Origin of the sequence: Chryseobacterium sp. BIGb0232, from assembly GCF_024810195.1 — a bacterium.
GTDB classification, from domain to species: domain Bacteria; phylum Bacteroidota; class Bacteroidia; order Flavobacteriales; family Weeksellaceae; genus Chryseobacterium; species Chryseobacterium pennae.
Genome location: NZ_JANUEH010000001.1, coordinates 290,656 through 303,937 on the forward strand (window position 1 = coordinate 290,656; position 13,282 = coordinate 303,937).

General features: G+C 34.1%; 9 protein-coding genes, 1 tRNA gene and 2 pseudogenes. 4 read left to right on the top strand and 8 right to left on the bottom strand.

Annotated elements, in window-relative coordinates:
• Positions 1–5: 5 nt before the first annotated feature.
• Positions 6–506: pseudogene (locus M2372_RS01355) on the bottom strand (recombinase); the annotation flags it as partial.
• A gap of 552 nt (positions 507–1,058) precedes the next feature.
• Here M2372_RS01355 and M2372_RS01360 point away from each other — a divergent pair.
• Both M2372_RS01360 and M2372_RS01365 read left to right on the top strand, forming a co-directional pair.
• Entirely contained in the window at positions 1,059–1,985 is a 927-nt protein-coding gene (locus tag M2372_RS01360; protein ID WP_123318689.1) for a hypothetical protein, read from the top strand.
• A 9-nt stretch (positions 1,986–1,994) separates the two neighbouring features.
• Positions 1,995–2,243 carry a hypothetical protein gene (locus tag M2372_RS01365; RefSeq protein WP_123318688.1) on the top strand — a complete coding sequence of 83 codons (249 nt, stop codon included), beginning with the start codon at positions 1,995–1,997 and terminating at the stop codon, positions 2,241–2,243.
• Positions 2,244–2,312: 69 nt separating this feature from the next.
• Here the strand turns inward: M2372_RS01365 and M2372_RS01370 are convergent, their stop codons facing one another.
• From M2372_RS01370 to M2372_RS01380, 3 genes are read right to left on the bottom strand one after another with little or no spacing between them, the layout of a single operon-like run.
• Positions 2,313–4,352: a recombinase gene (locus M2372_RS01370; protein WP_123318687.1), complete on the bottom strand. Its 2,040-nt coding sequence runs from the start codon at positions 4,350–4,352 to the stop codon at positions 2,313–2,315.
• A 13-nt stretch (positions 4,353–4,365) separates the two neighbouring features.
• Positions 4,366–5,010 (bottom strand): monofunctional biosynthetic peptidoglycan transglycosylase, encoded by a 645-nt coding sequence (gene mtgA / locus M2372_RS01375; protein WP_115971315.1) that lies wholly within the window; start codon positions 5,008–5,010, stop codon positions 4,366–4,368.
• A gap of 45 nt (positions 5,011–5,055) precedes the next feature.
• Entirely contained in the window at positions 5,056–6,102 is a 1,047-nt protein-coding gene (locus M2372_RS01380; RefSeq protein ID WP_228455658.1) for an ABC transporter substrate-binding protein, read from the bottom strand.
• Positions 6,103–6,161: 59 nt separating this feature from the next.
• On the opposite strand from M2372_RS01380, the gene M2372_RS01385 reads away from it, so the two are divergent.
• Positions 6,162–6,235 (top strand) — tRNA-Arg (locus M2372_RS01385).
• Between the two features lie 190 nt (positions 6,236–6,425).
• Here M2372_RS01385 and M2372_RS01390 read toward each other — a convergent pair.
• The 4 genes from M2372_RS01390 to M2372_RS01405 form a co-directional block, all read right to left on the bottom strand.
• Positions 6,426–6,590 carry a PTS sugar transporter subunit IIBC gene (locus M2372_RS01390; RefSeq protein ID WP_115971406.1) on the bottom strand — a complete coding sequence of 55 codons (165 nt, stop codon included), beginning with the start codon at positions 6,588–6,590 and terminating at the stop codon, positions 6,426–6,428.
• Positions 6,577–8,067 (bottom strand): recombinase family protein, encoded by a 1,491-nt coding sequence (locus M2372_RS01395; RefSeq protein ID WP_123318686.1) that lies wholly within the window; start codon positions 8,065–8,067, stop codon positions 6,577–6,579. Before M2372_RS01395 ends, M2372_RS01390 begins: the two co-directional genes overlap by 14 nt.
• Before the next feature lie 343 nt (positions 8,068–8,410).
• The gene (locus tag M2372_RS01400) at positions 8,411–10,963 is read right to left on the bottom strand and encodes a DEAD/DEAH box helicase (protein WP_115971408.1); all 2,553 of its coding nucleotides are present in this window, start codon (positions 10,961–10,963) and stop codon (positions 8,411–8,413) included.
• Positions 10,963–11,697, bottom strand: coding sequence for a DUF1837 domain-containing protein (locus M2372_RS01405; protein WP_228455657.1), 735 nt, complete (start codon positions 11,695–11,697; stop codon positions 10,963–10,965). Before M2372_RS01405 ends, M2372_RS01400 begins: the two co-directional genes overlap by 1 nt.
• Positions 11,698–11,882: 185 nt before the next feature.
• Between M2372_RS01405 and M2372_RS01410 the strand changes: the two are divergent.
• Positions 11,883–13,237: pseudogene (locus tag M2372_RS01410) on the top strand (IS3 family transposase).
• The last annotated feature ends 45 nt before the right edge of the window (positions 13,238–13,282 follow it).

A 13,282-nucleotide genomic window follows, 5' to 3' on the forward strand; every position in this document is an offset into this window, starting at 1 on the left:
TTCTATTAATGTTCTTCCGATTTATTAGAAATCGTACTGCTCATCAGATCATCTGCTTTTTTATCCAATCCTGAACGTAATGGCAGGAAGAATTTCAGCGGATGTTTTACAAAATACCTAAAAATTTCTTTATAGATCTCACTTACCTGTCCGAAGTTCATCTTTCTTGATCTAAATGCCAGGAACATGGATAAACTGAAACTTACCAGGAAGTTGAAGAACCCTAATAGAAATACGGTAAAAAAAGACATCCAAAACGTATAGGAATCTACTGAGAAATCTTTCCCGTACAATCCCAACGCAAAGTTTCCGGCAGCAAACGTAATGTGTCTGATATCAAGATCCAATCCGAAAAACATTCCTACAGGTGCCGTAGCTCCAAGGAACACCCCGAACCAGAAATTGGAAATGATTCCCTGCTAGTTTTTAGCATAATATTTTGATAACCCCTTCGCAAATTTTTTACCGAAAAAGCTTCTGATAGAAAGGTTTTTGGAAATTCTCTCCCGCCTATTTTCCAAATTGACGGTATATATTTTTGGCTAAAGCCAATGGATTATTTTTATTATTTAGGCGGACTAAAGTCCGCCTGCTATTGAACACATTCTACAAATCACACATAATTTGTATTGATTAAAAGATGTTTATAATTACTCCGTTTCAAAAAATAAAAATTAGCACAAAGCTGATTAATCGCCCTACTTTATTTTGAGGAAGTAAGGTTGTGCGATTATATTGCTGATGAAGTATAGGGTTACATATATTTCATTCGGGTTTTAATGCTTTTATTGCTTCATCCAGATCATAAAACAGCTTTGAACCCTTTACATTTCATGCTTTAAAAGTAGTATTTCTACTTTACTAGGCGGCTCAATCCTAAAATTAGAAGATATATCAATACAATCTGTTTAAATTTTTATTTTTCTTAAAAACAAAATAGAGAATGCTAAATAATGTAAATTTATCCGGATGATATTTCATGGTTCAATCCTATAAACAGCATATTGACGAATTAAACAGGAGTATCAAAACTAAAGCAACAACAGTAAAAACAAACCATGAACTTCGAAGATATTAAACAACAGATCCTTGATGCAGAGAAACTGCATATAAAAAAATTCAAAGAATCATTACAACAGGCTGGGTTACCTCATTTATTAGAGTATTGCTTCCCCCGTTTTCATGTTAATCACAGGAAGAAAATGTATACTTATTCCGTAGAACTCCTTTTTGATACAGAATATAATGAATATCTGTATTGGGAAGGCAAAAACTTAATTAGTGTAGATCGGGAGACAGGAGAAAAAGGGATTGTGATTAACAACTCCTATAAAGCAACCTTAATATATCAGTCAGATTCGGTGTTGCTGACTCTGGAAGATCCTGTGATTGTAACAGATCTGCCGGCTGAAGAAATCAGAAATATTTTAAAAACTGAGAAATTAGTACCCCAAGAGTATTTCAATCCGCTTTATTATACTGAAGAACCTATACCTGCTCAAAAATATCCTATGCCGGATAAAATATTAAATCCTATAAAGATATTTATTCAAGATCAGGAAATTCATTCCGGTAATATCTTATACGATGAGTTTTATTACAAAAAATATTCTGAAGATAAAGAAATACATCAATTTGAACTCAACATTGAATTGAATGATTTTAATGAAAGAATACAGCCTAAATATACAGAGCTGCTGAATGAATTAATCGCAGATGATCTGCTTGTGAGCGAGAATTATGCCCTGGAATTATTTGAAAACCTTACAGAATACCCTTCCTATGAAGATATCCTGAATGATACCCAACTGGATATGAAAGAAAAAATAAACTTTCTGGATCCCTTTTTTATATCCCAGATTCTGAACGAATATCTTTGGAAAAGTAGTACAGACAGCTGGTCCTGGGTCATAAGGGAGGTCTTTTATTTTAATAAAAACGAAGATAAAATTATCATTAAAGGCAATGCCCAGAAATTAGACTGACTTTATTATATGAGTGTAAGTAACTACGAATTGAATAATTTGGATCTGGATTATAATGGCTATACCCAAATGGCATTTGAAGCACGTGTATTCAATCATTGGCAACGAGTATTATTATATTGGATGAATGGAGAAGGTATCGGTTCGGCAGAAACAGAAGCTTTTAAAACCGAAATGCCAAAAATATTTCCAGATTGGACTTGGGAGAATTTTATTGCCAAATTTGAGAGTTTACGTCTTTCTAATAAAAACAAATAACCTTTCAAAAAATAACAAAGCGGAATTTCTAATTGAAGTTCCGCTTTGTTATTTTTAAATTAAATGTGATTAATGTTCTTCTGATTTTTCCGATTTATGAGAAATCGTACTGCTCATCAAATCATCTGCTCTTTTATCTAACCCCGAACTTAATGGCAGGAAGAATTTTAGCGGGTGTTTTACGAAATATTTGAAAATTTCCTTATAGATTTCACTTACCTGTCCAAAGTTCATTTTTCTTGATCTAAATGCCAGAAACATGGATAAACTGAAACTCACCAGGAAGTTAAAGAATCCTATTAAAAATACAGTAAAAAAGGACATCCAGAATGTGTACGAGTCTACAGAGAAATCTTTTCCGTAAAGCCCTAATGCAAAGTTTCCGGCAGCAAAAGTAATGTGTCTGATATCAAGGTCAAGTCCAAAGAATAGGCCTACAGGAGCCGTAGCTCCAAGGAAAACCCCGAACCAGAAATTGGAAACAATTCCCGGCCAGTTTTTAGCATAATATTTAGATAATCCTTTCGCAAATTTTTTACCGAAAAAGCTTCTGATAGAAAGATTTTTAGCAATTCTTTCCGGAATCTGGTAGAATACAGAGTTGTTTCCGATATTCCCTGAAATAATTCCTGAAATGAAAAGATAAAAACCTGCAATACTTGCGTGAAGAATCGCTTTGGATTTAAAAGGGTCAAGGTCTTTTAATAATTTATCTGACCGGTCAACAGCGAGATTTTGAGAGAAAAACACATCCAATCCATAAATAATGGCCAGCGCTACCGGAAACGCCAGTAAAACGTTTCCTACAAAGGCAATAAACTGACTTCGGAATAATTTCGATACTAAATGGGCAAATTCGGTATTGTTTCTTTGGCTATTTCCCTCTTCAGATAATACTTTGGTCATCGTGGCAGCAGTCATAGCCGGCTGTTTTGTTGCCAGTGTGAATCCCATAAGATAAATCATGATGAATCCCATCGCATAGTTCATTGAGTATAGGAATGCATGGGAGAAATCACTTCCGGGAATGTATCCGTACAGCATTTTCAGAACACAGAGTGCTCCAACAATAATTCCCCCTCCACTCGCCTTGTAGAACATGGTCATATATTCTTTTCTGGTAGAAGTAATATAGTGAGTTCCTGCTTCTGCCGTATGATTGGTGATAAGGTGAGAAATCAGTCTTGTACTGTCGTTGATAAGATCCGCAATATTATTCTTGTGAGATTTATAGTTTAAGATATTAAAAACCAATTGCTTTGACTTTAACAAAACATCTTCATCATTGTCTATTACCAACAGCTGTACGATCTCATAAATTCTTTCGGTTTGCTGGCGGATCTTTAGCAATGACTGATTGATCTTCCCTGAAATACCATATTTGGCAGAATTTTTAAAGGCTATATTCACAAACTCCTGACATTGCTCTGCATAGATCTTGATCTGCTTATACCTGCTGTCTTTGGAATGCAGTTGTAACTCAGGATCCTTAACAAGGTCATCTGCCAATGCTTCCAATTCATTCTGAAGAGCCAAAAACGGATTATCCAGGTTTCTGTACTGGGGAGCCATTCTTACCACTTCCACTTCCATCGCCATTCCTGTCACCCTCCATGAAAGAATATTCATAGAGAAAATCAGTTCTTTTTTTACATTAGGCTTAATGATAAAATCTGAAGCACCCATAAGATTCAGGAATTCATCAATCTCATTTTCGGGAAGGTTGTGCAGGTATGCTAAATCTTTTTTAGGTCTGAGACTTACATTGTCAATCATATACCACACTGTCTTTTCATTTTCTACAGGTGGCAGAACCTTATTCAGGATTCTTTTTTTAAGTTCCGGAAAGAAGGCATTTTCAGAAAGAATATTGGCTTCCGTCAAAGACAGATTGAATGGTCTTCCTTTAAAAATATTGTGAATATAGTGCTTAAAGTTTTCCGCAAAATTCGGATTGTTTCTGAGAAAATTAAGCACATCTGTAAAGTCTGCCCTTTTTACACTCTCTAACAGCTCTGCAAAGGGTTCCAAAGAAAGGGTTTCGTTCTTAAAAGAAAAGTATTTTTTAAGAACTGACTCAAAATTTGTGCTGGAATTAAAAAATTTCATTAGTACAAAGATACTATTTCAAACTCACATTCCTCATCTGTCTCATAATCCAATTATGTTTCTTTCTTAAATAAGGGGATGGATTCTTTGGATCATATTTCTTTGGATTCGGCAGTACAGCAGCAATCCAGGCTGCATCTGAAGCACTTAGATCCTTGGATGCTTTACCGAAATAATATTGAGCAGCTGCTTCTACACCAAATACTCCCTGCCCCATTTCAATGGAATTCAGGTATCTTTCAAGTATGATATCTTTACTCCATACTTTCTCAATAATAAAAGTATAGACAGCTTCTAACCCTTTTCTTACCCAGCTTCTGCCCTGCCAAAGAAAAACATTCTTTGCGGTCTGCTGGGAAATGGTACTTCCCCCTCTTATTTTTTTCCCCTGTTCATTATGCTTCATTGCCTTTTCGATGGCTGTATAATCGAAGCCGTTATGATCGAAAAATTTCTGATCTTCAGAAGCGATCACTGCCTTTTTCACATTACTTCCCATTTCATCATAGGAAATATAGTCTCTGTGTAATTTTCCGTACTCAAAAAGACCTCCGATCTGGGTAAGGGTAATGGGTGGATTGAAAAATCGTCCCCAAATGATGAAAACTACGTTCAATACAAGAACGATGAAAATAAACTGTTTAATTCTTTTCCACATAACTTTATAAAAAGGAAAGGCAAAAATAAGCAAAAATAGTCCGAGTTACTGCAATTCTTTCATATAAGTAAGCTGATAGTCCGGCAATAGTTCAGGATGGAATATTTTAATATAATCTTTAAGGATTAAATCGGCCCTTACCACACCACTTTCAAAGAAGTCATTGGCCTTCTGTCTCTCTTTTCCCGCCATTGTATAGAGCTTTCCTTTATTGAAAACATCCAGTTTTCCATAGAAAGGGTTCACTCCCAACATTTCTTTTTTGGAGGTATGATTTCCTGCATTTACCCAGTATTGAACACCTCCAGCTTTGGCATACACTTCCTCAAAGCTCATCGTTAATGCCTTTTCATCTTTATTATCTTTCATGATATAAGTAGCATTAGCATCAGCGATATAGTGAGCTACAGAAGTATTTCCCCCCGGAAGATACCATACATCCCCATACATTTCATTGGCAAGGACAACAGGTTTCTCTTTTGCAGTCAGGGCAAGTTTCTTCAGATCATTGTAGTTTTTCTCCACTTCCTGATACTTAGCTTCAGCTTCTTTTTCCTTTGCGAAAAGTTCTCCAAACAGTTTAATGTAAGCCGTTTTTTCCAATGGCTGCTGTTCCATATATTCATCCAGAAATATGACCTGAATTCCATTGTTTTTCAAAAGTTGGTAAGCATTATCAAAACTTGCAATATAATTGGTGAAGATTGCATCCGGTTTCATGGAAATAATTTTCTCTACATCATACTTCTGATCACTTCCCACATTCTGAATCTTTCCTTCTTTAATCAGATTCTGGATCTTTTCTGAATAGATATACTCCGGACTTGATACACCAATGATTAAATTTTCTGCTCCAAGCTCTGAAATATACCCTGCCATACTTGCATTAAGAAGGATGATTTTCTTAAAAGGGGTTTGATTTTTTTTGAAATTATAGGTAAAATTTCCCGATTTAAGCTCCAGGTTTCCGTCTTGCTCTTTATATTGGGTACGATTTGAGATATTCGTCCAATCCGAGGACGAAATTTTTGATTCTCTTTTACAGGCAATTAGCGAGAATACCGTGAATAAAAGTAAAATTTTCTGTTTCATGTTTCAAAGAACGGAAAAAAGTGGTATATTTGCAACCGTTAAACAACAAGATAACAAACGGCCTCGTGGCGCAACTGAATAGCGCATCTGATTACGGCTCAGAAGGTTACAGGTTTGAATCCTGTCGAGGTCACTTAAGGAGACAACTATTTGATAGTTGTCTCTCTTTTTTTACGCATAAAAGTCTCTATATCAAACTTTTACAGCCTGACATTTTATGGTTTGAATTTTTTGATGTGAAATCCCTAGTCCATCTGAAACAGACAGTCTAAAAGTGCTCTGTCAGAGATTTCATCGGTATTGAAGCATAGTTTGAAATCCCATTAAGGTTCTAGTATTTTTTTCTCTTTCGGTTTATCATAATTTTTTGATACTAAATATAGTAATTCCAATATAATTTTAGCTTCCTTCTCATTTACCTGAACTCCATTCTTGGCCAGAATAATAATTGCTTGTTCTACTGAAACATTCCTATCAATGAAATTCATTTTTCTTATTAGGTTTTCGGTTAATTTTTTTTAATAATATTTTTGAAAATGCTTGATTCAAGTCCAAAGAGAGATCTCCTGTTTTATAATCAATATCAACTGGTGGAATAAGACTCACAAGACTTTTTTTATCTGAGATGTCAAACTCGGAAAATTTTTGAAAAACTTCGACTAATTCTTTATCTTTTATTTGGTCCTTTTTATCAATAGCTTTTAATTTAAGAAAAATATCACGCGCTTCCTTCTTAAGATGCCTAATGTTAACTTGATTCTCTTTTTTTAATTCATTGTAATCATCAATTTTTAATACTCCTGCTAAAAACAACTTTCTGCCTTGAGAAAGAACTTGCCCCTCTTCTTTTATTTTTCTCTCAATTAAATTTTGATTGTACAAATAACTTGCTTTCAGTGTCTTTATATTCTGGTCTTGTAAAATACATTTAAATAAGTCAATTGTATTATTTGATAGTATTAATTGCTGAAGCTTATTTTGATAACAATCATTCAGAAAAACTGCGTTTATCCTTGTCCTACAGCGATCATGACAATGATAATATGGGTATTTTTTTGAACTTCCTTGTGCAATACTTCCAGTGAGTTTTCGATCACAAGCAGGACAAATCAAAAAACCTCTAAGAAAAAACATTGCTTTTAAATCATCCCTTTTAGCTGTAGTTTTTCTTTTTGTATTAATGACAGACTGAACCTGATAAAATAACGATTCAGATATTAAAGGTTCATGCAAACCTTTTATCATTTGTTCTTCATTAGATTTAAGTTTGACTGATATAAGCCCACAATAAACTGGATTCCGTAAAATTCTGAAAAAGTGTGACCGTGAGCATATCAATCCTTTCTCATTAGCCATTCTCATGATTTCAGAAATCTTATGATCGTTCTGGGCAACTTGATGAAAAGACCACTTTATAATATCCGCTTCAGGTTCTTTAGGAGCAATAGTTTTTTTGCCATCCATTAATGTCAAATTAATAAATCCGATAGGTGCTTTATTAGGATACCTACCCATCAACTTCGCTCGACGAATTCCATTTGCAGTATTTTGAGCCCTTCTGGTATTTTCCGCCTCTGGAACAGCTAAGTATACAGCCAACATAACCGTGCTTTCCGGCACAGAGAAATCAATTGGTTGATCAATAGCCATCGCTATCGTTTTATATTTTCGAAGCTTTCCAATCATTTCGTAAGCATATTCAACATTCCGGCTAAATCGGTCCCACTTGATAAATAATATGTTCTTATCTTCTCCTGATGATTTCTTTTTAATTTCTGAAAATAATTCTTTCCACTCTGGCCGGTTGAAATTTTTGGCAGAATAGTCTTCGCGATAGATTCCTTTGACTTCGATATTGTTATATTTACAATATTTCAATAATCTATCCTCTTGCTCAGGCAGAGAGTAACCTTTTCTTTTTTGTTCATCTGTACTTACGCGGACATATAAATAGGCTGACTTCATATAATTAATGCATTTATTTGATTTACAAATTAATATTTTTAAGTATATGAAATGATAAACAAAAAACAATTTATGCTGTATCAATTAAAAAGGGAAATTCAGTAGAAAAATTGGTATAATTTGGAATTTGGTTACACATTAACAGTAAATCCTAATCATGCAAAGCTGGATCCTAAAGTGAGACAGGTAATATTTCACTTTTTTATAATCTCTGAAACTGTCAACCGAATATTATTCAGCTCTTCATGCAATTCTCAAGATCCGTTCTCCATTAAGGTTTTCGTTATTTAAATGGTAATGAGCATTAATTAGTATTGATTTTAATTGACATTAAACTATCTTTTTATAGTGTTCTTTTAATTTCTTCAAATTCTAGAGATGTTGATCTAAATTCATTTAGTAAAAGTGCTTTATTTACACCAACTAGTTTATTATCTTTCAATATCAAGGACTTTCTATGGTGTCTAAAAATTTTAATTGCAGTATTCCTAGACAACCCGATATTCTGCAAAGCTATCACCTGTGGTATTTGTGTTCCATATTCCAAGAGTGTTGCCCAATTATCTCCGGCTTTGCTCTCTCCTATAATAGCCACCAAAATTTGATAGTAATGATTGAAATACTTTTCTAGAATATAGCGAAGAACATATTCAATGTCATCGATAAGCTTCTCAATTAGAGCATTTATATGCCTTCTATTTGTCTTATCAAATACTTCATACACTCTAAAATCAACTTCTACCTGATATCCATTATCATGATTGTAGTCGATAGATTGACTTATTATCTGGCTTAAAGAAAACCCCTGGACCCATTGGTTCATCAGCACTGCGTAGTATTTTAAACTGTTTACATTTGCGAGCTTCTTTTCTGTTTTATCCCACGAATATAATCTGTGAAAATCGATCAATACTTTAAGGATACTCTCATATTTTATAGCTCCACTGTTAGGTAATATACTTTTTTTTGATTTTGATACAGCTTTGTAAATTCTTTCCTGAATCTCAAAATTGATAGTTTGATTGAACTTCAAGATCGACTTTGGAATCTCAAAATTAATAATCCCTTGCTTCGCCAAATCGATGAGCTTTTGCTTATTATCTTCAATTAACTTATCAATTATTGGACTTTTATAATTAGCTGTAGTTTCTAAAGTGTCAACTTTAATTATATTCGCAATATATTTTAATATTTCTTTCTCTACTTCAGAACCAGATTTTATCTCTTCATTTTTAAGTGCCTTTTCGATTTTTTTAAGATTATGATCAATCTTAGTCAGAATGGTAGGCTGCAGTTTAATATCCTTTCTTATCAAAACATCCTTGTCAACCCATTTAAAATCCTCATACTGAACACAGAAAATATTTCCCACTAACTCTCTTGTCAATCTTCCTGCCCTTCCAGAAAGATTCCAAAAATCAATTGGTGACAAAGTTGTTTTCGAACCACTTCTATTATCTATAATAAAAATATTCTGTGTAGGCATATTAACTCCTTCCAGTAATGTTGAAGTACAAAATACATAACGGATCTCTTCCTTTTGGTATAAATCTTCGATCAAATTTCTTATCAACTGGGGCAATTTTCCATAGTGATATGCCACTCCTTTTTCTATAAAATCAACTAAATAATATTCTGGATGGATGTATTCTTTAATATTTTTTATTGCCTGCTCAACAAGTTCACTCTGCTCAATTCTTGGAAGTAACTTTGAAAGCTCAATTGCTTTATTCACCGTATTCCTCTTGGAATAACAATAGATGAGATTATTTTTATCAGCTCCAATAAACTTGATAAATTTTGTAATTGAATAATCCTTGCTATCATCAAGTATGTCCTGCAACTTTAAAACTGAATTATTGGAATAAGACTCAACCTCTTTAGTCTCAAGGTTAACAAAATAAATATTTTGAGATACGGGAGACTCTCCTGTTCTAAATGAATTTTGTATATCCCTATTGAACAGTCTCAAAAATATTTCAGGGTTGGAAACATTTGGGGAAGAAAAATACAATTTAACATTCCCATACATTTTCTGAACTTTTTCAATAGCCGAATAAGTCGTAACACTACGGGCATCTTTATCATTTGCTAATTTGTGTGCTTCATCAATAAATAAAAAGCCTATTGGAGGATTTGTATCTTGTGACAAATAGCTAAGAAGCCGTTCTGGGGTTAAAACAAAAATATAATTGTATTTTTCTTCAGTTAAAATATCAGATACATTTGAATTAATAAAGATTTTATATTTATAAGTGTCCAGAAGCTCATGAAGTTCATTTTTTAAATCAGAAAAAAATTGATTGATAAGAGCTCTGGTGGGTACAATGATTACGATATTTTCTGGTGGACTGTTCTTTATCACCTTTTTGATAAAAGATTTGATGATAAAAGACTTGCCCATGGAAGTCGGTCCGGAAAAACTAAACTCGGTACTTTTGGACAGCTTATTAAATAACTCAAATTGCGTGTCTGTAAAAATCATTCCGTTTCCATCTGGAGCCTGCTGTATCAATCGTTTAGATTCGGTTTCAATTTCCCTAAAAATTGGGAGAAGTGCAATATTTTTGTTTTTATTTTCCAAATAATTAATCGCCGGAAAATTACCTAGTTTACTAAATATAGCTTTTGATACTGTTCTGTACACTTCGTTATCTTTGTAATCTTGATTCAGAGAGGCAACAATTTGATAAGATCTATTTCTCGCTTCAGAATTTTTAGAGTTGGATAAAATGTCTGCAAAACGCAAAGTGTCCCTCAACTCTTTTGTTGTAAATTGAACCCTGTTTGATTTTTTGAACAGGTTTTGCGCAGTTATCAAAGAACATTTATTAAACAAAGCATTGAAGTATTCATCTCGCAAAATATCCTCAGTCAGTTTATCGATAATTTTCATCACTCAACTATTTTTTCAATGATATGTTTTCTTTTATTTTGAAGGTCTGAGAAAGGAATGACATAGATATAAAACTGATACCCTGTATAGTCGCTTTTCTTTAGCTGATGATTTAACGAATTCTTCGCTTTAAGTACTTCTTTCTTGATCTTCTCTCTTATATTTTTGCGGAAGTCTGAATTACTAAGTTTGCTTTCATCATCTGTAATGGGAATATCAAAGCCCAAAAATATTCCGAAGGAATAATCCAGATATGTATCATCCTCCTTTGCACTCGGAATTATGATCCTTTTTAGCATTTCATAAGTTGTCTGATCATAAGCCTCTTTAACGAGTTCACTATTGATTAGGTCAATTTCAAACTCCAACTTTGATGTGGATTTTAGAAATTTGCTAATTGACCTCAAAGCCTCGTATACACCTTTACTGATATCAGAGTTAAGTTTTGATTCACCAAGAACGATTTGATAGTCTGTATCTGAGAGCTTTAAAAGGTGTACACCATCAGCTCCCTTGACATAATCATTGGAATTGGTTTTTAATTCCAATTTGGTAAGGATTTTTGGAGCATTTAAATGAGATTCAAGTAAACAGTATAATAAAATTTCGCCAAGTTCACCCTCGTTATCAGCATGATGTTTCAGTTTAGCTTTTGCCTTTTTTACAAGATCATTGAATTTATCTGCTTGTTTTAACTCATCAACTTGCTTACGAGAGAGAGAGCAAAATAACAAAGTTTGTTTCCAAGTTCATTTATAAGCTCGTCATAGCTAAATGCGTTATTTTTGACCTTTAAAGTAAAAAGATTTAATGTATTATTATTTTCAAGCGCTTCTGTAAATCGTCAGCAAAAAGTGTACTGATTTAGGCTCTAACTTAAGGAGTGTTTCATAAGAGATTAATTTTTAAATTTGATATTATGAACACCAGGAAAAAACCAACTCCTGAAACCTACATTAAAGAGATCAGGAGAAAAACCAGAAGAATCTTCACTGCCGAGCAAAAGATCCTCATTGTAATGGAAGCCCTTCGTGCAGAAACTTCTGTAGCAGAGCTCTGCCGTAAGCATGGCATTCAGGAATCCACATTTTACAAATGGAACAAAGAATTTCTTGAGGCCGGTAAGAAACGTCTTTCTGGTGATGTAGTTCGTGAGGCTACTTCTGATGAAGTCAGCCAGCTTCGAGAAGAAAACAAGAAGCTAAAAGAAATGGTTGCAGATCTCGTTTTACGGTATGATATTGTAAAAAAAAGCTTGGACATGCTGGACCAACCCAGAAATATAGAAGATATATGAGGTTATCCGCCGGTGAAAAATTAGAGCTCATAGAACTCGTTACGCGCAGTGAAATAGGTGTTAATAAGACTTTGAGGGAACTCGGCATCCATAAGAGCACCTTTTACAATTGGTACAATCTGTATCTGAAAAAAGGATATGAAGGATTTTTTTCCTCCCCTTCTTTTAACAGAAAACAATGGAACAGCATTCCTGAGAAACAAAAAAACCTTGTGGTCGAGATCGCATTGGAGCATCCCGGACTTTCCAGCCGAGAACTGGCTTACAAAATTACCGATGAGCAGGGTATTTTTATTTCAGAATCAAGTGTGTACAGAATTTTGAAAAAGCGGGGTCTGATTACCGCTCCTTCTCATATCCTGCTCTCAGCTGCTGATGAATTTAAAGATAAAACCAATTTTGTACATGAGATGTGGCAAACAGATTTCACTTATTTTAAGATTATCGGTTGGGGCTGGTACTATCTAAGTACCGTTCTGGATGATTACAGCCGTTATATTGTTCATTGGGAGCTCTGTAGAAACATGAAAGTGAATGATGTAAAAAGAACGGTAGATTCAGCTGTAATAAAGTCAGGGCTTAAAAAAGGACAGGTTCCTAAACTTTTATCTGATAATGGCTCCTGCTACGTAGCTTCTGAATTGAAAGAGTATCTGCAGAAAAAGTATCAAATCAATCAACTTCATGGAAAACCTGCTCATCCGCAGACCCAGGGAAAGATCGAGCGGTACCACAGAACGATGAAAAATGTGGTAAAACTTCATTTTTATTACAGCCCTGAAGAATTGGAAAAAGCACTGGAGGAATTTGTAAACCGTTATAATAATCAGCGGTATCATGAGTCTCTGCAAAATCTAACTCCTGCTGATGTATATTTTGGAAGAAGCGATGAAATACTCCGGGAGCGCAGGAAAATAAAAGAGAAAACACTGCAACTCAGAAAACGGAATTACTTTAAAGAAAAAGTAAAACGCTAAAAAAGTTGTTCTGGAAAATTTTTGAGCCTCAAAGCTCAGAAAAAT